Origin of the sequence: Mesorhizobium sp. B2-3-15 (assembly GCF_006442875.1) — a bacterium.
Lineage (GTDB): Bacteria > Pseudomonadota > Alphaproteobacteria > Rhizobiales > Rhizobiaceae > Mesorhizobium > Mesorhizobium australicum.
The window spans coordinates 140,378-164,590 of the sequence record NZ_VFVO01000001.1 but is presented as its reverse complement, the minus strand read 5'-3'; the positions used below and the strand labels follow the sequence as shown (position 1 = coordinate 164,590).

Here is a 24,213-nt window from a genome sequence, read left to right as displayed (position 1 = left end):
CCCCACACTAGGGACCGCTTCTGCTCGACATACATCAAATTACGCTTCGCGGAACCGATATCCGACTCCGTAAAGGGTTTCGATCATCTCGAAGTCGTCGTCGACAGCCTTGAACTTCTTGCGCAGCCGCTTGATGTGGCTGTCGATCGTGCGGTCATCGACATAGACCTGCTCATCATAGGCCGAATCCATCAGCGCATCACGGCTTTTTACCACGCCGGGACGCTGCGCCAGCGAATGCAGGATCAGGAACTCCGTGACGGTAAGCGTCACCGGCTCACCCTTCCAGGTGCAGGTATGGCGTTCCTGGTCCATGACGAGCTGGCCACGTTCGAGCGAGCGGGCCTGCTGACTCGGCGCTTTTGCCGCGGCCTCGCGGGCACTGGCACGGCGCAGCACGGCGCGCACCCGCTCGACCAGCAGGCGCTGCGAGAACGGTTTGCGGATAAAGTCGTCGGCGCCCATCTTGAGACCGAACAATTCATCGATCTCGTCGTCCTTGGAGGTCAGGAAGATCACCGGCAGGTCGGATTTCTGGCGCATCCGGCGCAGCAGCTCCATGCCGTCCATGCGCGGCATCTTGATGTCGAGGATGGCGAGATTAGGCGGCCTGGCCGCCAGGCCTTCCAGCGCGGACGCACCATCCGTGTAGGTCTCGACACGATATCCCTCGGATTCGAGGGCGATCGACACCGACGTCAGAATGTTGCGGTCGTCATCGACAAGCGCGATTGTTGCCATTTCAAGCGGCTCCCTCATGAGCTGTCCCTTCTGTCGTAGAGAAGGGGCTTTTGCAGGACAAATTAGGTACAAAATGTGGCATAGGCCTTAACCGCTGTCACGCGCGGGGTGCCGCCGGCCACAATCCGACCTCGACATGGATTGGACGAACGAACCTCGCCAATCCTTTGGGCAACCGTGAAACTTTTCGCATATATAAACGATTTAAACAACTTTCAAAATATTTAAATCGATTAATGATTTGATATCATTTGGCTTTTCTGGTTCTGACCATCCTAGCCTGCTTAGTGGGTGTGCCGGAAATACGCCGGCAAAGATGCGGCAAATCTTGAGAAGGGTCACCAATGTCGGAAGTCGGCAAACGCAATCCTGCCTGCGCGATCGATCGTGTCGGTCTGAAAACCTCTGGCACGGTGCGCTACAATTTCGGCGCGGCCGCGCTCTACGAGGAAGCGATCCGGCGCGGTGAAGCCCGGCTGACCGCGCATGGCGCGCTGCTCGCCGAGACCGGCCAGCACACCGGTCGCTCGCCCAAGGACAAGTTCATCGTCCGCGACGCCGCCACCGAGCCGCAAGTCTGGTGGGACAACAACAAGGCGATCTCGCCGGCACAGTTCGACGCCTTGCTCGCCGATTTCCAGGCCCATGCCGGGGACAAGGACCTCTATGTGCAGGACCTGGTCGGCGGTGCCGACGCGGAGCTAAAGCTGCCCACCAGGGTGATCACCGAACTTGCCTGGCACTCGTTGTTCATCCGCAACCTGCTCATCCGTCCCGACGCGGCCGAACTCGAACACTTCGTGCCCGGGATGACGATCATCGACCTGCCGTCCTTCCGCGCCGATCCCGGCCGTCACGGCAGCCGCACCGAGACGGTGATCGCCGTCGACCTGACGCGCAAGATCGTGCTGATCGGGGGCACCTCCTATGCCGGCGAGATGAAGAAGTCGGTGTTCACCATGCTCAACTACCTCCTGCCGGAGAAAGGCGTGATGCCTATGCACTGTTCGGCCAATGAGGGACCGGCCGGCGATGCCGCTATTTTCTTCGGCCTGTCGGGAACCGGCAAGACCACGCTGTCGGCCGATCCGTCGCGCACCTTGATCGGCGATGACGAGCACGGCTGGGGTCCGCACGGCATCTTCAATTTCGAAGGCGGCTGCTACGCCAAGACGATCAAGCTGTCGGCGGAAGCCGAACCGGAGATCTTCGCCACCACGCAGCGCTTCGGCACCGTGCTGGAAAACGTCGTACTCGACGCCGATGGCATGCCGGATTTCAATGACGGCCGGCTCACCGAAAACACACGCTGCGCCTATCCGCTCGACTTCATCCCCAATGCCTCGAAAACCGGGCGCGCCAGTCACCCGAAGAACATCATCATGCTGACCGCCGACGCTTTCGGCGTGATGCCGCCGATCGCCCGGCTGACGCCGGCGCAGGCGATGTATCATTTCCTTTCCGGCTACACGGCCAAGGTGGCCGGAACGGAAAGGGGCGTGACCGAGCCGGAAGCGACTTTCTCGACCTGTTTCGGCGCGCCGTTCATGCCGCGCCATCCGTCGGAATACGGCAATCTTCTGCGCGAGCTCATTGCTCGCCACGGCGCCGATTGCTGGCTGGTCAACACCGGCTGGACCGGCGGTGCCCATGGCACCGGCAAGCGCATGCCGATCAAGGCGACGCGCGCCTTGCTCGCCGCCGCCCTCGACGGCTCGCTGAAGGCAGGCGTTTTCCGCACCGACGCCAATTTCGGCTTCGAGGTGCCGGTGGCGGTCCCGGGCGTCGACGGCGCCATCCTCGACCCGCGATCGACCTGGGCCGACAAATCGGCCTATGACCGGCAAGCGGCAAGGCTGGTCGGCATGTTCGCCGTCAATTTCGAGAAGTTCGAAAGCCATGTCGACGCCTCCGTCCTCGGCGCGGCGCCGCACATGCAGGAAGCGGCGGAATAGGCGCAGGCAGGACGTCGGTGCCGTCAGCCGTCGGTCGAGACAGTGACAGACTTCCACACCTCGATTTCCTGCCGGAGACGTTCGATTCTGTCCGACACGAGCTTGAGAGCATCGCTGCCAAGCAGAAGCTGCGGCGGCGGATCACTGGACTCGACCAGGCCTAAAACGGCGGCTGCCAGTTTATCGGGATCACCGAGCTGCTTGCCGCTCTTTACCTGTCGCGCCTCACGTATCGGATCAAAAAGCGCGTCGTAGTCAGTGATTGATCTCTCTGTGCGGACCATTGATCGTCCAGCCCAATCCGTCCGGAACGAGCCGGGGCAGACCGCGGTCACGCGGACACCGAACGGGGCCATTTCCGAACGCATCACCTCCGATATGCCTTGGAGCGCAAACTTGCTGCCGCAATAGTAAGCAATGCCGGGCATGGTAATCATGCCGCCCATCGAGGTGACATTGACGATGAATCCACGACGTCGCTCCCGGAACCGGGGAAGAAAAGCCTTAGCGACGGCGACAGCGCCGAAGACATTCACGTCGAACTGACGCCGCATCTCTTCGATCGGCGACTCTTCAAGCACTCCCTCGTGGCCGTAGCCGGCATTGTTGATCAGCACGTCAACCGGTCCATGTTCGTTCTCCGCCTGCCTGACGACGTCGGGTATGGCGTCGAATTCCGTTACGTCGCACAGTACCGGTCGAGCTGCGGGAAGAACGTCGGCGAGCGCTGCGCGTGATGTCTCCGAGCGAACGGCGCCAATCACCTTATGGCCGATCTGGATAGCCGCGGAAGCTATCGCCAAGCCGAAGCCGGAATTCGCGCCGGTGATAAAGAAGGTCTTCTGTGACATGATCGCAAGCTTTCCTTGATTGGTGATGAGTTGACAAATATTATGAGGAACCGAGCGTTTCGATCGCGGATCCTCTGAATTTGTTGCCAAATCCTATTCTTCCCAAACACGGACGATCCAAGCTGGTTGAGTTGGCCGGAGCTCTCGCCCCTCTTTGCGGCTACAATCCGACCGCGTTCAGCCGCGTCCGCATACTCCGGACGGAAGCCGTGCTTCACGACATCCCGGTCCTCTATAAGCCAGGCGCGGTGTTCGTATTACAGGGAAGCAAGCAGGGTATCCTCGAAAGGGAGATCTACCTCTACGACGAGGAGCACTATCTGGCGGTTTCGGTGCCCGTTCCATTCCGCATGAAATCGATGGCCAGCTCGGAGCGACCATTGCTTGCGGTCTATGTTGAGTTCGATATGCAGATGGCAGCCGAGCTCGCCATACAAGCTCAGATGCATGCCGAACCGGCGCGCGGCAAGCCGCGAGGTCTCGTGTCAAGCAGGATGGCCCCCGAAATAGAGGATGTCCTGCTGCGCCTCCTTGTGGCACTTCGCAGCCCCGTTGAAGCTCTCGTCCTTGGTGACGGCATTCTGCGCGAACTGCATTACCGGGTGCTGGTCGGCCCGCAGGGCGGTGCAATGCTCGCGGCGCTGCAGCAGAAAGGCACGTCTGGAAGGATTGTCCAGAGCCTGGCCTGGTTGCGAGAGAACTACGGTTCTGAAATTTCGATCGGCGATCTGGCAAAAGACGTGGGCATGAGCGTTCCTTCCTACCATGTCCATTTCAAGAGCCTGACCGGCAACAGTCCAATGCAGTACGTGAAGGCGATACGGCTCCACGAAGCACGATTGATGATAGCACGCCAGAACAGGACGATCGCAGAGGTCGCGGCTTTGGTAGGCTACGCGAGCCCGTCCCAATTCAGCCGCGACTTCAAACGGCATTTCGGGCGCACGGCATCGGAAGAGACGAAATGGCTTCGTCGCCATCTTGGCGAACTCGCCTGGGCGTCGTGATCAGGATCGTATATGTCAGTTAGGGGCTGCGCTTTCGATCGGGCCTTTTCTTTTTCGGTCCGCCGCGCCATGACTGCGGCATGCCGATCGACGACGACATCATCATATCGGGCGAAGCCGTGATTCACCCGGGCGACCTGCACGAGGATTTCATCCGCTCGTCCGGTCCCGGCGGCCAGAACGTCAACAAGGTGGCGACGGCGGTGCAGCTTCGCTTCGACGCGCGGAACGCCGAGGGCCTGTCGGACCGCGTACGCGAGCGGACCATAAAACTTGCCGGCCAGCGCGCCACCAAGGATGGTGTCATCGTCATCGAGGCCGGACGCTTTCGCACACAGGAGCAAAACCGCGCCGACGCACGGACCAGGCTGGCGGCACTGGTGGCCAAGGCCGCAGAACCGCCGCCGCCGCCGCGCAAGAAGACACGGCCGTCGAAAGGCGCGGTCGAGCGTCGGCTGAAGAGCAAGGCGGGGCGCGGTACGATCAAGAAGCTGCGCGGTCGCGTGGAGAACGATTGAGCAACACGCAAATCGTGCCCGCAAAACCACTTTCAATTTTGCGTTGCGGATGCGAGGTTTCCCTTGTTGCCACAGCAAGGGAGACCTAGAGATGGGTATGTTCGATTTCGTCAAGAACGTCGGCAAGAAGCTCGGCATCGGCGGCGACGAGGAAGCCGCACCCACCGCCGACACGCTCAAGAAAGAGCTCGATTCACACAAGCTCGGTACCGATGGCGTGCAGGTCGTTGTCCAGGGCGATACGGCGGTGCTGAAGGGCGTCGTCAAGGACCAGTCGATCTTCGAAAAGGCGGTCATCGCCGTCGGCAACACGCTGGGCGTTTCCAAGGTGCAGGCTGACGAGTTGCAGGTCGCGCCGGCTTCCGGCACGGCGACCGCGGCCAAGGAGCCGACCTTCTATACGGTCCAGAAGGGCGACAATCTCTGGAAGATCGCCGAAAAGAGCTATGGTAAGGGCCAGGGCGCCAAGAACACGGTCATCTTCGAGGCGAACAAGCCGATGCTGACCCATCCCGACAAGATCTATCCGGGCCAGGTTCTGCGTATTCCAGAACTTGGCTAATCGCCGGGCATGGTTGTATCAAAACGCTGAATCAGTGCGCCGCGCGTCCGAAAGGCGCGCGGCGTTGCCTTTACCAGCGGCGCTTCAGCGAAGCCGTGATGTTGCGGCCCTGGCCCATGTAGCAATAACCGGAATTGCACACCGTCGCGCGGTCATCGGCAATGTTGCGGACGGCGAAAGCGGCCGAGACACCTTCATACCTCTTGTCGATGGCGCCGAAATCGTAGGACGCCGAGGCATCGAGATAGACGGCGGCATCGTTCTTGGCGGTGTTTGACGTGTCGGTATAGGTCGCGCTCTGCAGCCGCACGCCGGCTCCCACCGAAAGGCCGGGTGCCGCACTGCCCTCGTCGAATTTGTAGTTCGCCCAGAGGCTCGCGACATGTTCGGGGGTGACGGCGGGGACCTTGTCCAACTCCGTCGAGTCAGGGCCGGCGCCCGTGATCTCGGCATGGTTGTAGTTATAGGCCGCGATCACGTCGAGCCCGTCCATGACGGCCGCGCGGGCTTCCAGTTCAAAACCATTGCTGGTGACCTCACCCAGTGAACGATAGGTGCCCGCATTGGGATCGACGACTACCGGCTTGTTCTTCTCGACCAGATGGTAGGCGACGGCGGACAGCAGGATATCCGTTCCCGGTGGCTGGTACTTGACCCCCACTTCGAACTGTTCGCCCTTCGTAGGCTGAAGAATGCCGCCGCCATCGGCCGAGCGGTTTGAGATCGGTTCGAATGACGTCGCGTAGCTGGCGAAGGGCGCGACGCCGCTATCGAACAGATAGAGGGCGCCGGCCTGCATGCTGAAGGCGTTCTTGTCCACCGCTTCCGAACCGCCCCCAAAATAGTCGCGCGTCTGCTCGGCCCGGGTCTGGCGGCCACCGAGCGTGAAACGCCATTTGTCCAGTTCGACCTGATCCAGCGCATAGACGCCGGTCTGGCTCAGATCCGCGTCGGACGCAGAGAACGTGGTGTCCGGGGTCGGGCCGGAGAAACCGTAGGTCGGGTTGGCAATGTCGAAATCGTAGGCCGGATCGGGCGGATCGAACCCATAGCCGAAGGACGAGGTCAGGTTCGTGTAGTCGAGGCCGAGAAGCAGCGTGTGGGCGAGCGCCCCGGTGTCGAACCTGGCCTCGACCTGGTTGTCGGCCTGGAAAACGTTCATTTCGTCGCGAATTGAGGTCGCATAACGATGCGCGACCGTACCTGTCCAACCGGAAACCGCGAGATAGCGCGACCTCAGGTCGAGATGGGAGTATCGTACATTCTGGCGCACCGTGATGCCGCCGCCGAAATCGTGCTCGAACTTGTAGCCGACCTGCTGCTGCCGGATCTTCTGATGGTCATAGTCGGGGTCGCTCTCGCGCAGGGTGTGGACCTTTCCCGACGGATCGGTGATCACGCCGACATTCGAATCGGTTTCGTCCGCCTGCACCAGCCCATAGATGGTGAAGGACGTCGCGGCGTCCGGATTCCAGGTGAACGACGGCTGCAGCAAATAGCGGTCGTCGGCGATGTCGAAATTGGTGTCGCCGTTTCGCGCCAGACCGACGATCCTGTAGAGGAAATCGTCACTGCCCTCGGTGACCGGGCCGCCGAAATCGAAGGCGGCCTGCGCCCTGTCCTTCGTGCCATAAAGCAGTTCGACTTCCCTGATCCTGTCCTTGGTCGGCAGCTTGGGCACCTTGTTGACGATGCCTGCCGGCGTTCCCGCGCCGTAAAGCACCGATACCGGTCCCTTGATCACCTCGACGCGTTCGAGCGAGTAGGGGTCGGTGCGGAACGTGCCGTAGTTGATATAGGGCTGGCGCAGGCCGTCCTTATAGTCGCCGAGCGTGGTTGCGTCGTAGCCCCTGATATAGATCTGGTCGAATCGCGGGTCGAATCCGTAAGCGCCGGTGCTGACGCCTGAGGAATAGCGCACCGCCTCGATAATGTCCTGCACGCCGCGCTCCTCGAGTTCCTTGCGTGTCACCACCGAGACGGAGCGGGGCGTTTCGATGAGGGGCGTGTCCGTCTTGGTCGCACCGGAGCTGCGCTTGGCAGCCACCGTCTTGTCGTCCTCACGGGACGTGTCGCCGCCGGCCTCGCCGCTGACCGTAATAGGCTCGAGCACGGTGGCGCCGCCCGATGCCTGGGTGCCTGCCTGCTGGGCGGAGGCTTGGTAGGCACCAGCCAGCGTCGCCAGGCATGTCGTGGCAAGCAGTCCTCGCCGCGACCAGATGCAGCCCCGTTCGATCGCGTTGAAGCCCTGAAGAAATGTCACTTCCATATCCCTCGCTCTCGTTGGCTGCCCGCGGCTTCGCTGGACGCGGAAGCTGAAAATTCTTGTGTCAACCGGTCCGGTTCTAAATCTTGACTATGTTAGTCATCTTTGTTCGTCAACCGCCATTTGGCCAAGACGAATTCGCTGCGGCCATCCCTCCTAAAAGCCACGACCGCTTTCGGGTCGCCGTTTTCGTCTGGCGGTGGCATGCTGAGGCTCCGAACCATTCACATGAGCCAACCCATGCTCGTTCTGCCCAAAGGCATCCGTCACATGCCGGCCCATCTGTCCCGCGCCGTCCAGGAGACGCTGGTCGAGGAGGTGAGAAGCATCGTCCAGCAGGCGCCGCTGTTCGTGCCGGCCATGCCTCGGACCGGCAAGGAGATGAGCGTGCGCATGACCAATTGCGGTCCGCTCGGCTGGGTCACCGACAAGGAACGCGGCTATCGCTACCAGCCGACGCATCCGCTGACCGGAGAGCCGTGGCCGCCTATCCCCGACAGTCTGCTCGATCTATGGCGGCAGGTGTCGGGCTATCCCAATCCACCGCAGGCCTGCCTGATCAATTTCTACACGCCGGAAGCGAAGATGGGCCTGCATCAGGATCGCGACGAGGCCGATTTCTCGGCACCCGTCGTCTCCGTCTCGCTGGGTGACGATTGCCTGTTCAGGGTCGGCCAGACAACCCGCGATGGCGCCACCAAATCGTTCAGGCTCAAAAGCGGCGATGTCGTCGTGCTTGGCGGCGAGGGCCGTCTTGCCTTCCATGGCGTCGACCGCATCTACCCTTCGACCTCGGCGCTGCTCAAGAACGGCGGCAGGATCAACCTGACGTTGCGGCGGGTGACGAAGCCTGACGAGGGCGCCGTATAGGCGAGGGTTCGCGCCCCGCACGGCGCCGCCGACCTTTGGGCGACCAGCGATAGTTCAGCGCAGCGGTGAAAAAATCGCCGAGACCAGATGGAAAGGCAATGCGCCGTAAGCGGCGACCGTCGCCTGATCGTCCCATTGGCGGAACTGCCGGGACGGCCGCGCTTCCAGCGTCAGGGCATGCTGTCGGCCATCGAATGTCACCTTGCCGCGAAAGCGCAGCACCCGCTCTCCACCAGACCGGCTGATGGCCATCGCACGCAGACGCGCGACGTGGTCGTCGCCCACATTGATCTCCATTTCGATGCGGCGCCGGACCGGCGGGACGCTGATCCTGATCGTGATGTCCAGCATCATCTCCCCCGCCGTCGCAGGGCACGGTATGGTCTGCGAGAAGGCCAGGGGCGACTGTCCTTCCAGCGGCTCGCGAGGTGCCTGCCTGCCGCGCCATGCTCTGCCGCGCCATGCCCTGGCGGGCGGCTCCTGCCGCAGCCGACCGCTCTTGCGTCTCAGCCGCAACTGCTTGGCGAAGCCGCGCGACAGCCAGGTCAGCCTGCCGAAGTCGGTTCGCGGCTTGGCCTGCAGCACCGCCGACCAGCGTGCAAGGCCGGTGCGGTCGGCCATGTCCAGCACGCGCGCCAGCACCTTGTCAGGCACAGTCACGCCAACATCGAGCGCAAGGTAGGAAAGCGCCACCGCCGCGGCAACGGCAAGGCCACGCCTGGCGACGACATCGAGGAACACGTCCCAGTCGACGCCGCCGGTGCGAATGGCCACCGCGCAATCGACCAGCCAATCGCTGTGGGTGTGGGCATCGAGCCCGCCATGCGCGATGGCGAGCGCGATGCGATCCGCGGGCGACGGCACCAGCACGCCGACACCGCTGAATTCGGCCGTCGCCGCGCGCTGCCAGATCGCCTGGTCATCCTCGTCGCTTTGCTGCGAGCCGTCATAGGCAAGCTGGTGCAGATCGATATCGCCATAACTGCCCTTGAAAAAATTCATCGAGCGCAGCGACGCCAGCCTTGTCCTCAGATATTGGGGACTCACCCCGGTGGCGATCTGCCAGTCGCCGTCGCGCAGCACGCCGAACGCCGCCGGCATGTCCTGCGGCCGCACCAATATGTCGATGTCGTGCGCCACCCGGCCACGCTGCGCCGAGGCGTTCAAGGCAATGCGGCTGGCACCCTTGATCAGCATCACCAGGCAGCCGGAATCCGTCATCGCCTGCAGCGCCGGTTCGGCCTCGCGCATCGCCATGCGCGACTTGGTCCACAGCATCTTTTGCAGGCCGACAAGGCGCGGATAGGCGGATTGGCCGGCCAATTTCCGGCCGAACCGATCGCAGATCGCGGCCAGCAGCCGGTGTTCCCTGAAGGAGACGAGGTCGATGTCGTTCGCGCTTAGCCACTGCATGGCGCAACCGGCGGCCGCGTCCTGATCGGCAAGAAGGGCGGCCTTGAGCAGTTGGTCGAGCCCGCCCGTCGGCCAGGACCAGCCATAGTCCGGGAAACGTCGGCTGATGCGGCGAATGCCCGCCATCAGCCCGCGCCGGCCTTGTTCCGGGCCCGTCGCAGCATGGCGAGCCGCGCCACTTCGAGATAGCCGCGGTCGCGCGCCGCATCGCGGCCATAGGACAGGCTGCCGGGCCTGATGCGGCGCAGCGCCAGCACCTCTTCCACCATGTCGAGGGCAAGGCCCGCCTCGCGTGCCCGCGCGATCCAGTCGATCATTTCGCCGCGGCCGCCCGGCGGATCGACGATTGGTCCGACGGTCTCGGCGGCCTCGCGCCGGATCAGCATCGTGGTCCGCGACCAACCGGGTACGATCGCGTCCTCGGGTGCATCGGGCCGGTCATTGCGGAAGTTTCGCAAATGGCAAAAAACGCCCGACGTTGCGGAATGCCTTTCGAGATGCGCGAGCTGTGTTTCGGCCTTGCTCGGCAGCCACAGATCGTCGGCATCGAGCGTTGCAATGAGCGGCGTCGACAAGGCGGCGATGCCCCTTGTCGTGGCGCTCCCAGGTCCGGCATTTGCCTGGCGCAGCAATTGCAGCGGCAGGTCCGTTCCGCCGATCGCCGCCGCGAGATCGTCGCTGGATCCATCGTCGACGATCACCACCAGCTCAGGCCGCACTGTCTGCGCCGCGACCGATCGCAGCGTCTCGGCGATGGTGCCGCTGGCGTTGAAGGCCGGTATGACGACGCCATAGCTCCGCATGCTACATGAAGCGCCAGTTGGCGAGTTCTTTGACATCGAAGATGCCTTCGATCCCGCGCAGTGAAGGGTCGGCCTTGCGCCGTTTCATCGATTTGTGGATGGCCCGCAAGAATTCCCGAAGGGATGTGTCGACCTGCTTCGTCATGTTGCCGGGATGACGTCGGTAGTAAAGCGATACGGTATCCGGCAGGACGAATCTGGGGCCGCTTTCAAAGGTGCGCAGCAGGTAGTCTGTGTCTTCGGCCTGGCCGAAGGCCTCGTCGAAGCCGCCGATCCGTTCGATGAGCTTACGCGAGAAAATGCCTGACGACAGATGAATTCCCCGCACGGTCATGAAATGGCTGCCGGGGCAGGGTTCCAGCAGATCGTCGTCGATGTGTTCGACCATCATCATCAGGGAATAGGTAAGCTCCAGAGCGGGGTCGGCGTCAAAGCATGCGATATCGGCCTTGAATCGTCCCGCAGGCGAGACATCATCCGAATCGAGGAACGACACGAGCTCCGTTTCCGGCGTGAGCAGTCTGAGACCAGCGTTGCGAGCCCGGGTCACGCCCATGTTCTCTTGCCGGAAAAGACGAATGCAGGGGTTCTCGGCCATCATCGAACGCACGGCCTCCGGCGACCCGTCGGTCGAGCCGTCGTCGATCACGATGATGTCGAGATCGGCGGCATCTTGCTGCCGCACGAGCGAGCGCAGCGCCGAGACGACATAGCGCTCGCGATTGTACACAGGCATGATCACGCTGAGCTTCACCGGGCGCCTCGTGTCAGGAAATCCTCGATCGTGCGGGCGATCTCTGCCGGGTCGATGCCGAGGGACAAACGGAAGCACGGCAGGTGGCGCGTCAATTCGCTGAAGAAGCGAAAGCCGCTTTCGCGCTCGCCCGGCATCTGGGCGATGCCGGACGGCGCCAAGGCAATCATGGCATCCCTGCGCGACACCGGCATAATCGAACTTGCTCCGCCTCCGCTGATATGTGGCACCACCAGCGCGACGATGTCCAGCATGGCGGGCACCGGCCGAGGCGCGATATCATGAATATGGAACGTGTGCTTGCCTTGCCAGTTCAGCGGGCCTTGCGCCGTTAGCCGCTGCCGCAGGCCCAGCCGGGCGAAACCTTCCGTGTCCTGCTTCAACGTCGAAAAAAGGGGGCGCGCGGTCACGCCGTCGGTGAGATCGATCAGCACATAGTCGTCGCCGACACTGTCGAGCCCGTTAAGCAGGCCGGCGGCGACGGTCCCCGATTTCCCGGCCCCGCCCGAGCCGGCAAGCAGAATACCGTTGCCGTCGATGCCAAGCGTGCCGGCATGCGTCAGCCGCATGCCGCGCGCGGCATATTCCCAGTGCAGGAAGGCGCGCAGCGGTGCTCCCGGCTCCCAGGGCGGAAAGGCATCGGCCGAGGCCATCAGCTGCACGCCGACGCGGCGGTGCGGATCGTAGACCTGCCAGAAATCCAGGTCGTGGAAATGGTGCCCGCGCAAACCGGCTTCGGCGAGCCGTTTGGCAAAACCGTGCTCGGTGAAATGGGCATCGCCCCAGTGCGCCGGCTCCGGGATGCCGTCAATGCCGGGATGCGCGATGAAGATGCGACCCGTGGACGGTGCCGGCTGATCATGCCCGGGCTCGACAAAAGCATGGCCCAATGCATCGGCAAGCACGCCGTGACCGAGATGCGCGGTCAGTTCAAGCCAGGGCAGGCGAACTTTTCGCGTGGTCGGATAGCGCGCGGCCGCGCCTTCAGCGGCGGCGATGAGATACCTGGCGTAATCCGGCAAGGTTTCGAGCGTGACGCGCGGCATCAATCGCCTTCCATCACGCTGCGGCCGCCCCGTCAGGAAGCCTGCTTGACCGCCGGCCAGCCGAGAGGTTCCTCGACCTCGTGGATGGGATCAACGACGATCAGGTCGGCGAGGTCGTCGTGAATGCTCACATTGAGCGGCTCGTTCGTGGCGGCAAGCTCGGCAGGCAAATCGCCCGGCAAAGGCTGCGCCGCCGCGTCCAAGCGCACCAGCAAACCCAATTCGAGCAATTGCGATATGAAGCGTTCGAGTTCGGCCTGGCCTATTGTCGAGCCGCCGGCGCTCAGCCCGACCAGAGCCTGGGCGTCCGCGCCGGATGAAAGCGCCTGCCATACCTTGCTGCCGGAATCGGAAAAGCCGAAATATTTGCCATTGGCAAGATTGAGCACCACGGCCTCGCCATCGAAAGATTCGAAAACGATATCCCGGCTCGCTACCGCATAGGCGTGGGAGTCATGCGTCATTGTTGCCCCGTCCTGCATTTCCTGCCCGCCAGCAGGACCGCTTCCACCAACAACGCCTGTAAACTTTCAGGTCTTCCTTGGCAAGGTAACCTTTGCCGGCAACGCGGGACCATTTCCGGGTTCAGTCGAAAGCCGGGCGGATCAAGCCTCGATTTCAAGCGGCGACAATGGCTTGGAACAACAGGCCAGGATGAAGCCATCATCGATCTCATGATCGAGGATGCCGCCATTGTGGCTCATCTCGACGCTGCCGGAGACTTTCTTCACTTTGCAAGTTCCGCACAGGCCGAATTCGCAGGCGGCCGGTATTCGCACACCCCAGGCGCGCGCCGTCTGCAGCACCGTCTGGCCGGCGACACAGTCGGCGTCGACATCCGAAAGCGCGAAGCGGATCGGCGTCGCGGCTTCGACGCAAATCGCCGCGCCGTCTTCAGCCGGCGAGGCAAACGGCGCTGGGATTTCCTCCATCGCCGGCGCGGCAAAGCTCTCCTGATGGTATTTTGCCATGTCGAACCCGGCGGCCTCCAGCATGCCGCGCACGGCGCGCATGAAAGGGTCGGGGCCGCAGCAGAAGATTTCGCGTTCGCGGAAATCGGGCGCCAGGAGCGGCAGCCGGATGGCGTCGATGCGGCCCATATGGCCGTACCAGCCCTCGCGGCTCGACCGCTCCTCGATCATGAAGCCGAGCGACAGGCCCGGCATATGGCCGCCGAGCAGTTCGAGTTCCTTGCGAAAGATGATCTCTTCCGGGCGCCGCGCGCAATTGACGAAGCCGACATCGGTCCATGGCGCGCAGTCGTTCAGCCAGCGCAGCATCGACATCATCGGCGTCACGCCCGAACCGGCCGAGATGAACAGGTATTTCGCCGCCGGGGGGCTGTGCAGCGAAAAGTCGCCGCCCGGTCCATAGGCCTTGACGTGCGAGCCGGGCGTCAGGTGATCGAACATCCAGCGTGTGCCGACGCTGCCCGCCTGCGCCTTCACCGTCACCGCGATCGAGAATGGCCGTGACGGCGATGATGACAGCGTGTAGGTGCGCATCAGCGGGCCGTCCGGTGTCGGCAATTCCAGCGTCACGAACTGGCCCGGCTTGTAGCGGAACCAGGTCTGGTTGTCGGAGCGGAAGGTGAAGGTCTTGACGTCGGGCGCCTCGTCGCTGACGCCGGTTACTTCCAGCACCTGCAGCCTGTCGTTCCACGGCGCCATCTGGTCGAGGTGGCGATAGAGGCCAAGATCAGTCATGGCGTTCATCCCTGCATACCTTTCATTTTGGGCGTGTCGTGATCCCAAAGCCGCTGCACAGTTTTGGCCGACATGCGCTAGGCGACACTGCGCAGAGCAGGCCGGCCGTCTTCGGAAAGCCGTGGGCCGATAAAGCGCGCGTACCAGTCGACGAACTGGATGACGCCGCCCTCGTGCAGCTCCGAATAGGGACCGGGCTCGTAGGCCGGCGACAGGATGCCGAAGGCATTTTCCTCGACGATGCGGCGGTCCTGGTCGTTGGTCTCGGTCCAGACATGGGTGAGTTCGGCGAGATCGTAGTCGACGCCTTCCACGGCATCCTTGTGGACCAGCCATTTGGTCGTAACCGCTGTTTCCGTGGCGCTGACCGGCAGCACGCGGAACGTCACCGCATGATCCACGAGGATATGGTTCCAGGTTGTCGGGTAGTGATAGTGCATCAGCGTGCCGATCCGGTCGGCCGAGACGCTGTCGGACAGGTTCTTCTTCACCGCCCGCTTGCCGGTCATCGTGTAGCTCTGGGCATCGCGCAGCAGCGGCGCGCGGGTGGCGCGGTATTGTCCGGCCGGGTCGATGCGAAACTTGCTGGGCAGGCCAACAGCTTCGCACTTCGCCCAGTGGGCCAGCATCTCCGGATCGCTGTCGGCGCCTTGCACGCCGGTCACGGTCGGCGCTTCCGGGAAGGTCTTGCACAGCTCAGGATGGTTGCCCGCGCAATGGTAGCATTCGCGGTTGTTTTCCCAGACCAGCTTCCAGTTGCCCTTCTCGATGATCGTGCTCTCGAAGGCGATCTTGGCCTCGCTCAGCCGGTGCGGCTGGAGATAGGGCTCGATCATCGCCCGCATCGGCGCGAAGTCGGCGGGCTCCTTGGCCAGGCAGATGAAGACATAGCCGGCGACGCTTTCGCAGGCGACCGGCTTGAGCCCGAACTGGCTCTTGTCGAACCCATCGGCCATCTGGCGGGCGAACAGCAGCCGGCCGTCGAGTTCGTAGGTCCACTGGTGATAGGGACACACCAGTTTGGCGGCCATACCCTTCTCGGTGTTGCAGACGCGGCTGCCGCGATGGCGGCAGGAATTGTGGAAAGCGTTGATCTTGCCCTGCTGATCGCGCACCAGCACGACCGGATAGTCGCCGATCTGCACGGTGATGAAGCTGCCCGGCTTGGGCAACTCGCAATCATGGCCGATGAACAGCCAGTCGCGATACCAGATCAGTTCCATGTCAAGCTTGAAGTAGTCCGGGTCGGTATAGAAGGGCTGTTCCAGCGAAAGGCCCTGTCTGCGGCCGTTTAAAAGCCTCAGCATGTCGTTGCGCGCGTCCATGTCCTGTCCTCATTTTCAAGGACTGAACTGGTGGTGATGGAGGAAGGACTGGGCGCAAGCCGGCGAAAGCCGGACAACACCATCCGCCCCTTGACCGCCCACCGCGATCAGTCGAGTTCTAGCGATCTCGGGCTGGTTTCCGGGCTCTGGAGTTGTCCTGGCGGACCATCGCGACACCTTCCCAAGCTTTCGCCCAGTGGTCTCCCGTTGCGACTTGAACTCCACCACCGTTGCGGGGGCAGCGCCGGAATCTGACCGGCTTCCCAATTCTCCGCTCCGTCGTCACGCAGCGGCACCTGAGATCGCTCGATCTAATCACGACAGGGTTTGCGACATCGGCACGAAAGCGACATCGCATCCATGCGGCGCGACACATACGCGGGATCGTCCCGGCGCAGTTGCAGCGGGGGAATCGCCTTTTCTCGCCAGGCGCGCGGGCACCGTTTTCGACCCTCAGCCGGGCCGGAAAAGGGTTAATGGTTTCGAAAAGTGACTATTAGCAGAGTCTAAAATCGAACCGAACGGTTCGTTTCTGTTGACGGTGCGTGCAGGATGGTGTGAACGCCCAGCCTTCCGACACAGTTGGTGATCGGGTCGTGATCTTAGACAACTATTTGATATCAAATGGAAAAATGAGACATGTAGAAGGCGTTGGTACAATTTCAAGTGGTGGAGTCATGGTCCACGCTGAACAACTTCGTGATTGGAAACGGCAAGGGGGCTCTCCCACATCGGGGCTGTCCGAACGACGCGATTTAATCCCAAGACACGCCGCTAGACGGACGGGAAAAATACTGGAGTACAAAAATGAAAAAGATCATTCTCACTGCCGCCGCCCTTCTGGCTATTTCCGGCAGCGCCTTCGCTAGCAGCGACCATTATGGTTCGAACGCCGCGACCCCCACGGCTACTGTCGACAGCTCCTACACCGCTTCGACCAAGAAGTCGGAGCCGGCTGCCCAGACGCCTGTGACGGGCGCCGACCACAACCTCTTCGGCAACAATTAATAGCCATCCCCGGCACGCGGCGGGTGACCCTGCCGCGCTGGTGGACCCTACAAATTCAGGAGTATTAAAATGAACAAGATCCTCATTGCTGCCGCTGCCGTTCTGGCTCTCTCCGGCAGCGCTTTCGCCGGCAGCGACAACTATGGCTCCAACGGCGCCAACCAGGCTGCTGCCGCTTCGACCGACAATTCGAACACCGCGTCGATCGGCAAGTCGGCTCCGGCCACCTCGGCGCCTGTCCAGCAGGGCAGCGACCGCAACCTCTTCGGCCACTAACGGCCATCCCACGGCCGGTAGGCTTTTGTCCGCCGGTCTGCGAGACTTCCAAAATTCAGGAGTACCTAAAATGAACAAGATCCTCATTGCCGCCGCCGCCGTTCTGGCCGTCTCCGGCAGCGCCTTCGCCGGCAGCGACAATTATGGCTCCAACGGCGTCAACCAGCCCACTGCTTCGTCGACTGTCAATGTCGATACGTCGCATACAGGTGCGATCCGCAACAGCGATTCGCCTGTCTACAAGCTGCTCAACTCGTCCGGCGACGTGCAGAAGCCGGCCCATCAGGGTGCCGATCGCAATCTCTTCGGCAACAACTAACCAGCCTGTGCAGACAAGAAGAGCGGCGGGCCAGGCCCGCCGCTTTTGTTCTTTGCATTACCGGACGGCCGTCTTCAGGCCGCCTTTGCTTCCGCTTCGTGGAGGGCAAAGGAGCGACCATCGGCATCGAAGATATGGAGATCGCCGGCATTGGCGGTCAGCCGCAGCGTCGAGCCGCGCTTGACCTCGACATTGCCCGGCAGCTTGGTCACCAGCGGCAGGTCGGCCCGGCCGATATCGACATAGACCAGCTGGACCTCGCCAAGCTGTTCGAGATAATCGACGGTCCCCTCGAACAGATAATCCGCACCGCTGGCGATCGCGAGATCTTCCGGCCGTACGCCGAAGCTGACCGCCGCTCCCTTTGCCGAAGCAGGTGTCGCGATCGGCACCGTCGCCTTGCGGCCGCCGACATGGCTGACGATGGTCGGACTGCCCGTCTTGTCGACCGTCGCCGGCAGGATGTTCATGGCCGGCGAGCCGATGAACTGGGCGACGAAGAGGTTGCCGGGGTTCTTGTAGAGTTCCATGGGCGTGCCGACCTGCTCGATGTGCCCGTCCTTCAGCACGACGATGCGGTCGGCCAGCGTCATCGCCTCGACCTGGTCGTGCGTGACGTAGATCATGGTCGTGTTGGGCATCGATTCCTTGAGCTTGGCGATCTCGATGCGCGTCGCGACGCGCAATGCGGCGTCAAGGTTCGACAGCGGTTCGTCGAACAGGAACACCTTCGGATTGCGCACGATGGCGCGGCCGATGGCGACGCGCTGCCGCTGGCCGCCCGACATCGCCTTGGGCAGACGGTCGAGATATTTGGTCAGCTGCAGGATCTCGGCGGCTTGCCGAACCCTTTTGTCGATCTCGGCCTTGCTTTCCCCACCGATCTTCATCGAGAAGGCCATGTTGTCGTAGACGGTCATGTGCGGGTAGAGGGCATAGGACTGGAACACCATGGCGATGCCGCGCTTCGAGGGTGGCACGTCGTTGACCACGTGGCCGTCGATCTTGAGTTCACCCGACGTGATTTCCTCGAGCCCGGCGATCGAGCGCAGCAAAGTCGACTTGCCGCAGCCCGACGGGCCGACGAAGACGATGAACTCGCCCGATTTGATGTCGAGGTCGATGCCGTGGAGAATGTTAAGATTGCCATAGGACTTCTTCACTTGTCTCAAATTGACATCGGCCATTGGTTTCCTCCAGTGATTCCTCGGATGTTTCAGCCTATGCGTCCGAACCAGGCGCCGTAGCCGCCGAGCTCGACCGACCCGGTGCTCGCCTGCCTGGAGAACCCGTGTCCCGGCAAAGGTTGCAGGGTTCGGTTGCCGAGGTCAACCTTCGCCGGCGTTGCGCCCAGATTGAAGACGCAGACGATCTCCTCATTGCCTGCCCGGCGGGTGAAGGCGACGGTGTCGCCCTGGCTTTCGATGAAGGCGATGTCCCCCTTGGCCAGTGCCGGATGAGCGCGGCGGAAGGCAAGAAAGCGCCGGTAATGCTCAAGCAGGGAGGTTTCGTCGCCTTGCTGCACGTTGACCGCCTGCGGCAGATGCTCGGCCGGCACCGGCAACCAGGGTTTTGCCTGGGAGAAGCCGCCATTCCTGGCATTGCCATCCCACACCATGGGCGTGCGGCAGCCGTCGCGGCCCTTGAATTCAGGCCAGAAACGGATGCCGTAGGGATCCTGCAGATCCTCGAAGCGCAGGTCGGCCTCGCCGAGGCCGAGTTCTTCGCCCTGGTAGATGCAGACCGAACCGCGCAGCGACATCAGCAATGCCGAGATGACCTTGAGATAGGCCGATGGGTCGGCCTCGTCGGCGGCCCAGCGCGAGGCCGGCCGCATCACGTCATGGTTGGAAAATGCCCAGCACGACCAGCCGTCGCTGGCCACCCGGCCAAAAGCTTCCAGCACAGAGCGGACCTTGGCGGCACTGATCTTTTCCGGCGCCAGGAAGTCGAAGGAATAGCACATGTGTACGCGCTTGCCGCCGGCGGTATAGGCGGCGACCACGTCCAGCCCGCGCTGCGAATCGCCGACTTCGCCGACCGCTGCGGTCGCCGTGTACTCGTCGAGCAGCGCGCGGAAGCGCTCGAGAAAGGCGAGGTTCTCCGGACGGCTCTTGTCGTAGATATGATCCTGGTAGTTGTAGGGATTGACCGCCGGCGCGGTCTGGTCGTTGCGCTGTTCCGGCGGCAGCGGCGGGTTGTTTTCCAGCCCCTGGCTGTGGAAGTAAAAATTGATGGTGTCGAGGCGAAAGCCGTCGACGCCGCGTTCCAGCCAGAAGCGGGTGACGTCGAGCAGCGCATCCTGGACCTGGCGATTATGGAAGTTGAGGTCCGGCTGCTCGGCCAGGAAATTGTGCAGGTAGTATTGCTGGCGGCTGGTGTCCCATTGCCAGGCCGAGCCGCCAAAGATCGACAGCCAGTTGTTGGGCGGCGTGCCGTCGGGTCTTGCATCCGCCCAGACATACCAGTCGGCCTTGGGATTGGTGCGGCTTGAGCGGCTTTCCTTGAACCAGGGGTGGATGTCGGCGGTATGCGACAGCACCTCGTCGATCATCACCTTGAGGCCCAGTCGGTGCGCCTCCGCCGTCAGCGCATCGAAATCCGCCAGCGTACCGAACATCGGGTCGACGTCACAATAATCCGAGACGTCATAGCCGAAATCCTTCATTGGCGATTTGAAGAAAGGCGAGATCCAGATGGCGTCCGCGCCAAGGGCGGCAATGTAGGGCAGCCTGCCGATGATGCCCTTGAGGTCGCCGATGCCGTCGCCATTGGAATCCTGATAGCTGCGCGGATAGATCTGGTAGATCACCGCGCCCCGCCACCAGTCGCGGTCGATGGCGGGGTCTGGTTTCGAAGTCGCCTTCAAAGCCGATTGCATGGTCTCAACCTCCTTTCACCGAGCCGGCCAGCAGCCCGCGGACGAAATAACGCTGCAGCGAGAAGAAGACGATCAGCGGCACGATGATGGTGATGAAGGCCGATGTCGTCAGGATCTCCCAGTTACCGCCACGCGAGCCAAGCAGAGCATTGAGCTTGGCCGTCAGCACGATCTGATCGGGCGCCGTTCCGAGGAAAACCATTGCCACCAGGAGATCGTTCCATACCCACAGGAATTGGAAGATGGCGAAGGAGGCAAGCACCGGGAAGGACAGCGGCAGCACGATCTTGACGAAGATCTCGAAATCGCTGGCGCCGTCGATGCGCGCCGATTCCATGATCTCGCGCGGCAGGCCGGCAATATAGCTTCGCAAGAGGTAGATGGCGAAGGGCAGTCCGAAGCCGGTATGCGCCAGCCAGATGCCGAGATAGGTCTTGGACGGCACGCCGAAGAACGTGCCGACGCCATTGTAGAGCTTCAGAAGTGGAATGAGCGACATCTGCAGCGGCACCACCAGCAGGCCGATGACGACGGCGATCAGTAGCGCGCGGCCTGGAAAGCGCATCCAGGCCAGTGCGTAAGCCGCAAAGGCCGCGATCAGGATCGGGATGACGGTCGCCGGGATGGTGACCGTTAGCGAATTCATGAAGGAGCGGCCGATGCCTTCGGAAAACAGCACGGTCTGATAATTGTCGGTGGTGAATTTCGGCGGCGCCGACGAAGCATAGTAGACGCGCTGGCCCCGGTCGCCCTCGAACGCCTTTGGCGAGGCCATGACGAAGCTGCCGTCGGCGTTGAGTTGCAGGGTCACGCCGTCACCGAGATCGGCTGATGTGCCGGCAGGATACTGCGTCGGTGCCGCCGCCCTGACGCCGAAGGCGCTTATCGCGCGCTTGGCCCCGTCGCCGAAGATGTTGCCCTGGAGAACGAACTTGCCGTCCTTTTCTATTTGTGTGGAGGCGGCCGGTAGTCGGCCGGCTTCTGTCTGGCTGGAACTGGCGAAGGAATTCCACCAACCCGAGGCGATGATCTGGTCCTTGTCGCGCAGCGACGAAACGAGGATGCCGAGCGTCGGGATGGTCCAGATCACCACGAAGACGAGCACCGCGATATGGACGCCGAAACGGCTGGCGAAGGAATTTCCGGTCGCGACGGCCATCTCAGTGCCCTCCCGTCTCTTTGTTGGCCTGGCGGATGTTCCAGACCATGATCGGAATGACGGCAATCATGATGATGATGGCTATGGTCGCGCCGCGGCCGAAATCGCCGCCGCCGCGGAACATCCAGTCGAACATCAGATTGGCCAGCACCTGGCTGTTCCATTGACCGTTGGTCATGGTCAGAACGATGTCGAACACTTTCAGCACCAGGATGGTGATGGTGGTCCATACCACCGCGATGGTGCCCCAGATCTGCGGCACCATGATCTTCCAGAAGATCTGGAACGGGTTGGCGCCGTCTATGACCGCGGCTTCCAGTGTTTCTTCGGGGATGCCGCGCAGCGCCGAGGACAGGATGACCATGGCAAAGCCGGTCTGGATCCAGATCAGGATGACCATCAGGAAGAAGTTGTTCCAGAACGGCAGCGATATCCAGACCTGCGGCTGGCCGCCGAAATACTGGATGATGGCGTTGAGCAGGCCGATCTGGATCTGGCCCTGGCCACGATATTCGTAGATGAACTTCCAGATCACGCTGGCGCCGACGAAGGAGATGGCCAGCGGCAGGAAGATCAGGCTTTTGGCAATCGTTCCCCACCATATCTTGTCGGTGAGCACGGCGATGATCAGGCCGAGGAAGGTGCAGGCCGCCGGCACCACCGCCAGCCACAATATGTTGTTGCGGATGGCGTTTCGCAGATCCGGATCGCGCAGCGCCCATTCATAGTTGGCGAACCCCACGAAACTCGTGCCGCCGCGATCGAAGAAGGACAGCCACAGCGTCGCGATCACCGGATAGACCAGGTAGACGGTCAGGATGATCAGCGCCGGACCCACGAACAACCAGGGCCGCACCAATCCCTGCCGGCGCAGATTGTTGACGGCGGCCGCTCCGGACACTCCGCGCGCGGGGAAGATCAGGTCAAGCAGTTTGTTGGCGCCCCAGAAATAGGCGACGCAGCCGCCGACGCCGATGATGATGACGAATATTGCCGAGAAAATCTGAGCCGCCATGGGTCCCTCTCCCTGCGCGTGACCGGCCAGCGGTGCTGGCGACCGATGCGCCGACTTTCAGTTATTCGGAACAATCGAAATGCGAAGCTTCCGGCGTGCCCCGCCGGTCGGATCCGGGCCGTAGCCCGAATCCAGTAGCAAGATGAGGAAAGATCAGGTCGCGCCGGAGCGGCCTATTTGATGGCGTCCCAGCTCTTCTGGATGTCGGTGGCGACGTCCTGGGCGGACTTGCCGCCGACCAGGTCGATCATGCCAGTCCAGAACGAGCCGGCGCCGACCTTGCCGGGCATCAGGTCGGAGCCGTCGAAGCGCACCGTCGTGGCGCCGACCAGGATCTCGCCCTGCTTCTTCAGCGCATCGCTGCCATAGGCGTCCTTGTTGGCCCCCTTGAAGGGTGTGACGAAGCTCTTCTGTGCCATCCACAATTCATGCGCGAGCGGCATTTGCAGGAACTTGATGAATTCGCGCGATGCCTTGGAATCCTTGGTGATCATCACCAGCGTTCCGGCGACTTCCAGCGGCGTCCCGAGCTCCGGCTTGGAGCCGTAGGGCGGGTAGGGGAAGAAGTCCGCATCCTGGCCAAGCTTCACGCCTTCCGGGAAGAAGGAGGGGATGAACGATGCCTGATGGTGCATGTAGCACTTCGGCGGTACGGTGAAGAGGCCCTTCGGGCTGTCGCGGAAGTCGGTCGCCGCGACCGCCTTGGCGCCGCCGTCGACCATCTTGTCGTCGGTGGCGATCTTGCCGAAGATGTCGATAGCGTTGACCACGGCCGGGTCGTTGAACGGAATCTCGTTCTTCACCCACTTGTCGTAGACTTCGGGAGTCTGCGTGCGCAGCATGATGTCCTCGACCCAGTCGGTCGCCGGCCAGCCCGTCGCGCCGCCCGAACCAAGCCCGATACACCACGGCTTGCCGCCATCGGCGATGATCTTCTTCTCGAGTTCGGCAAGTTCTTCCTGCGTCTTCGGCACCTTGTAGCCAGCTTCCTCGAAATTGTCGGGCGAGTACCAGACCAGCCCCTTCACGTCGATCTTGTAGGGAAAGGCATAGAAGCCCGGCTTGCCGTCCTTGCCGTTGTAAGTTCCGAGCTTGGCCCAGGAGTCGCCGGCGGCGTAATTCTCCTTGACCCAGGCTGCGACGTCGTCGCCGAGCGGGGTCAGCACGCCCTTGGAAGCGAGGTCCTGGATGAGGCCCGGCTGCGGCAGGACGGCGATGTTGGGCGGGCTGCCGGCCTGGGTGTCGATGACGATCTGCTGCTCGTAGTTCTCGGACGAGGAATATTTGACCTCTGCGCCGGTGGCTTCGGAGAAATAATCAAGTACCGACCGGACAAGCGTCTCGTCCTCGCCACGCCACGGTCCGAAGATGGTCAGGGTCTCGCCCTTGAGGTCGACTTTCTTGAGGTCCTCGTAATTCGCCCAGTTGAAGCGCTTGTCCTCGCCCGGCTTGAACTTCAGTTCGGCATGCGCGGGCGCGCTCAGGGCGAATGCGGCAGACGCAACACCCAGCAAAAGCATTTTCTTCATCGGTATTCCTCCCAGTGGGTCATACACACCGGACGGAACCTCCATTCCGCCCGCCGACGCCGCAGGACTGTGACTCAGTCGCAAGGGAACCGCAACCTTTCGAACAGTCTTCCAAAGCGCTTTGGCTTTGTTGATCTCGCCACTGAATCGGACGGGTGTCAAGGGGGAGCAGGAACTAATCGATTTAGTCGCCGTCTGCCAGGGTCCAA

General features: G+C 62.3%; 23 protein-coding genes and 1 riboswitch. Of the genes, 8 read left to right on the top strand and 15 right to left on the bottom strand.

What is annotated here, in order from left to right:
• Positions 1-39: 39 nt before the first annotated feature.
• Positions 40-741 carry a response regulator transcription factor gene (locus tag FJ954_RS00770; RefSeq protein ID WP_010912942.1) on the bottom strand — a complete coding sequence of 234 codons (702 nt, stop codon included), beginning with the start codon at positions 739-741 and terminating at the stop codon, positions 40-42.
• Positions 742-1,085: 344 nt separating this feature from the next.
• On the opposite strand from FJ954_RS00770, the gene FJ954_RS00765 reads away from it, so the two are divergent.
• Positions 1,086-2,696: a phosphoenolpyruvate carboxykinase gene (locus FJ954_RS00765; RefSeq protein WP_140660105.1), complete on the top strand. Its 1,611-nt coding sequence runs from the start codon at positions 1,086-1,088 to the stop codon at positions 2,694-2,696.
• A 23-nt stretch (positions 2,697-2,719) separates the two neighbouring features.
• Here FJ954_RS00765 and FJ954_RS00760 read toward each other — a convergent pair whose 3' ends face one another.
• Positions 2,720-3,547, bottom strand: coding sequence for an oxidoreductase (locus tag FJ954_RS00760; protein WP_140660104.1), 828 nt, complete (start codon positions 3,545-3,547; stop codon positions 2,720-2,722).
• A gap of 80 nt (positions 3,548-3,627) precedes the next feature.
• Between FJ954_RS00760 and FJ954_RS00755 the strand changes: the two genes are divergently transcribed.
• The 3 genes from FJ954_RS00755 (at position 3,628) to lysM (ending at position 5,634) form a co-directional block, all read left to right on the top strand.
• Positions 3,628-4,554 (top strand): AraC family transcriptional regulator, encoded by a 927-nt coding sequence (locus FJ954_RS00755; RefSeq protein ID WP_140660103.1) that lies wholly within the window; start codon positions 3,628-3,630, stop codon positions 4,552-4,554.
• A gap of 80 nt (positions 4,555-4,634) precedes the next feature.
• A complete protein-coding gene (arfB, locus tag FJ954_RS00750) occupies positions 4,635-5,072 on the top strand; it encodes an alternative ribosome rescue aminoacyl-tRNA hydrolase ArfB (RefSeq protein WP_015314353.1) in 438 nt (145 codons plus the stop codon).
• Positions 5,073-5,163: 91 nt separating this feature from the next.
• Positions 5,164-5,634: a peptidoglycan-binding protein LysM gene (gene lysM / locus FJ954_RS00745; RefSeq protein WP_140660102.1), complete on the top strand. Its 471-nt coding sequence runs from the start codon at positions 5,164-5,166 to the stop codon at positions 5,632-5,634.
• 70 nt (positions 5,635-5,704) lie between these two features.
• On the opposite strand, the gene FJ954_RS00740 is transcribed toward lysM, so the two are convergent.
• Positions 5,705-7,903, bottom strand: a complete 2,199-nt coding sequence (locus FJ954_RS00740; protein ID WP_140660101.1) for a TonB-dependent siderophore receptor — start codon at positions 7,901-7,903, stop codon at positions 5,705-5,707.
• A 237-nt stretch (positions 7,904-8,140) separates the two neighbouring features.
• Between FJ954_RS00740 and FJ954_RS00735 the strand changes: the two genes are divergently transcribed.
• On the top strand, positions 8,141-8,770 hold the full coding sequence (locus tag FJ954_RS00735) for an alpha-ketoglutarate-dependent dioxygenase AlkB (protein ID WP_015314350.1): 630 nt from the start codon (positions 8,141-8,143) through the stop codon (positions 8,768-8,770).
• 54 nt (positions 8,771-8,824) lie between these two features.
• Here FJ954_RS00735 and FJ954_RS00730 read toward each other — a convergent pair whose 3' ends face one another.
• The 7 genes from FJ954_RS00730 to FJ954_RS00700 all read right to left on the bottom strand — a co-directional run bounded on the left by FJ954_RS00730 (position 8,825) and on the right by FJ954_RS00700 (position 15,817).
• The gene (locus FJ954_RS00730; protein WP_140660100.1) at positions 8,825-10,309 is read right to left on the bottom strand and encodes a nucleotidyltransferase family protein; all 1,485 of its coding nucleotides are present in this window, start codon (positions 10,307-10,309) and stop codon (positions 8,825-8,827) included.
• A complete protein-coding gene (locus tag FJ954_RS00725) occupies positions 10,309-10,986 on the bottom strand; it encodes a glycosyltransferase family A protein (protein ID WP_140660099.1) in 678 nt (225 codons plus the stop codon). The genes FJ954_RS00730 and FJ954_RS00725 overlap by 1 nt, the downstream gene beginning before the upstream one ends.
• Position 10,987: 1 nt before the next feature.
• Positions 10,988-11,740, bottom strand: a complete 753-nt coding sequence (locus FJ954_RS00720; protein ID WP_015314347.1) for a glycosyltransferase family A protein — start codon at positions 11,738-11,740, stop codon at positions 10,988-10,990.
• Entirely contained in the window at positions 11,737-12,786 is a 1,050-nt protein-coding gene (locus FJ954_RS00715; RefSeq protein ID WP_140660098.1) for a serine kinase, read from the bottom strand. The genes FJ954_RS00720 and FJ954_RS00715 overlap by 4 nt, the downstream gene beginning before the upstream one ends.
• A gap of 32 nt (positions 12,787-12,818) precedes the next feature.
• Positions 12,819-13,250: a PqqD family peptide modification chaperone gene (locus tag FJ954_RS00710; RefSeq protein ID WP_140615104.1), complete on the bottom strand. Its 432-nt coding sequence runs from the start codon at positions 13,248-13,250 to the stop codon at positions 12,819-12,821.
• Positions 13,251-13,391: 141 nt separating this feature from the next.
• Positions 13,392-14,492 (bottom strand): hybrid-cluster NAD(P)-dependent oxidoreductase, encoded by a 1,101-nt coding sequence (locus FJ954_RS00705; RefSeq protein WP_140660097.1) that lies wholly within the window; start codon positions 14,490-14,492, stop codon positions 13,392-13,394.
• Positions 14,493-14,569: 77 nt separating this feature from the next.
• Positions 14,570-15,817: an aromatic ring-hydroxylating dioxygenase subunit alpha gene (locus FJ954_RS00700; RefSeq protein WP_140660096.1), complete on the bottom strand. Its 1,248-nt coding sequence runs from the start codon at positions 15,815-15,817 to the stop codon at positions 14,570-14,572.
• A 112-nt stretch (positions 15,818-15,929) separates the two neighbouring features.
• Positions 15,930-16,132: riboswitch (cobalamin riboswitch) on the bottom strand.
• Between the two features lie 492 nt (positions 16,133-16,624).
• Between FJ954_RS00700 and FJ954_RS00695 the strand changes: the two genes are divergently transcribed.
• The 3 genes from FJ954_RS00695 to FJ954_RS00685 all read left to right on the top strand — a co-directional run bounded on the left by FJ954_RS00695 (position 16,625) and on the right by FJ954_RS00685 (position 17,420).
• Positions 16,625-16,825, top strand: a complete 201-nt coding sequence (locus FJ954_RS00695; RefSeq protein WP_015314343.1) for a DUF680 domain-containing protein — start codon at positions 16,625-16,627, stop codon at positions 16,823-16,825.
• Between the two features lie 69 nt (positions 16,826-16,894).
• Positions 16,895-17,101, top strand: coding sequence for a DUF680 domain-containing protein (locus FJ954_RS00690; protein WP_015314342.1), 207 nt, complete (start codon positions 16,895-16,897; stop codon positions 17,099-17,101).
• 70 nt (positions 17,102-17,171) lie between these two features.
• Positions 17,172-17,420 (top strand): DUF680 domain-containing protein, encoded by a 249-nt coding sequence (locus FJ954_RS00685; RefSeq protein ID WP_015314341.1) that lies wholly within the window; start codon positions 17,172-17,174, stop codon positions 17,418-17,420.
• A gap of 74 nt (positions 17,421-17,494) precedes the next feature.
• Here the strand turns inward: FJ954_RS00685 and ugpC are convergent, their stop codons facing one another.
• The 5 genes from ugpC to FJ954_RS00660 all read right to left on the bottom strand — a co-directional run bounded on the left by ugpC (position 17,495) and on the right by FJ954_RS00660 (position 24,004).
• A complete protein-coding gene (gene ugpC / locus FJ954_RS00680) occupies positions 17,495-18,607 on the bottom strand; it encodes a sn-glycerol-3-phosphate ABC transporter ATP-binding protein UgpC (protein WP_140660095.1) in 1,113 nt (370 codons plus the stop codon).
• 29 nt (positions 18,608-18,636) lie between these two features.
• Positions 18,637-20,301, bottom strand: a complete 1,665-nt coding sequence (locus tag FJ954_RS00675) for an alpha-glucosidase (protein ID WP_140660094.1) — start codon at positions 20,299-20,301, stop codon at positions 18,637-18,639.
• A 4-nt stretch (positions 20,302-20,305) separates the two neighbouring features.
• Positions 20,306-21,460, bottom strand: coding sequence for a carbohydrate ABC transporter permease (locus FJ954_RS00670; protein WP_140660093.1), 1,155 nt, complete (start codon positions 21,458-21,460; stop codon positions 20,306-20,308).
• 1 nt (position 21,461) lies between these two features.
• Positions 21,462-22,475 (bottom strand): sugar ABC transporter permease, encoded by a 1,014-nt coding sequence (locus FJ954_RS00665; protein ID WP_140660092.1) that lies wholly within the window; start codon positions 22,473-22,475, stop codon positions 21,462-21,464.
• Positions 22,476-22,648: 173 nt separating this feature from the next.
• Positions 22,649-24,004 (bottom strand): ABC transporter substrate-binding protein, encoded by a 1,356-nt coding sequence (locus tag FJ954_RS00660; RefSeq protein WP_140615090.1) that lies wholly within the window; start codon positions 24,002-24,004, stop codon positions 22,649-22,651.
• Positions 24,005-24,213: the final 209 nt, after the last annotated feature.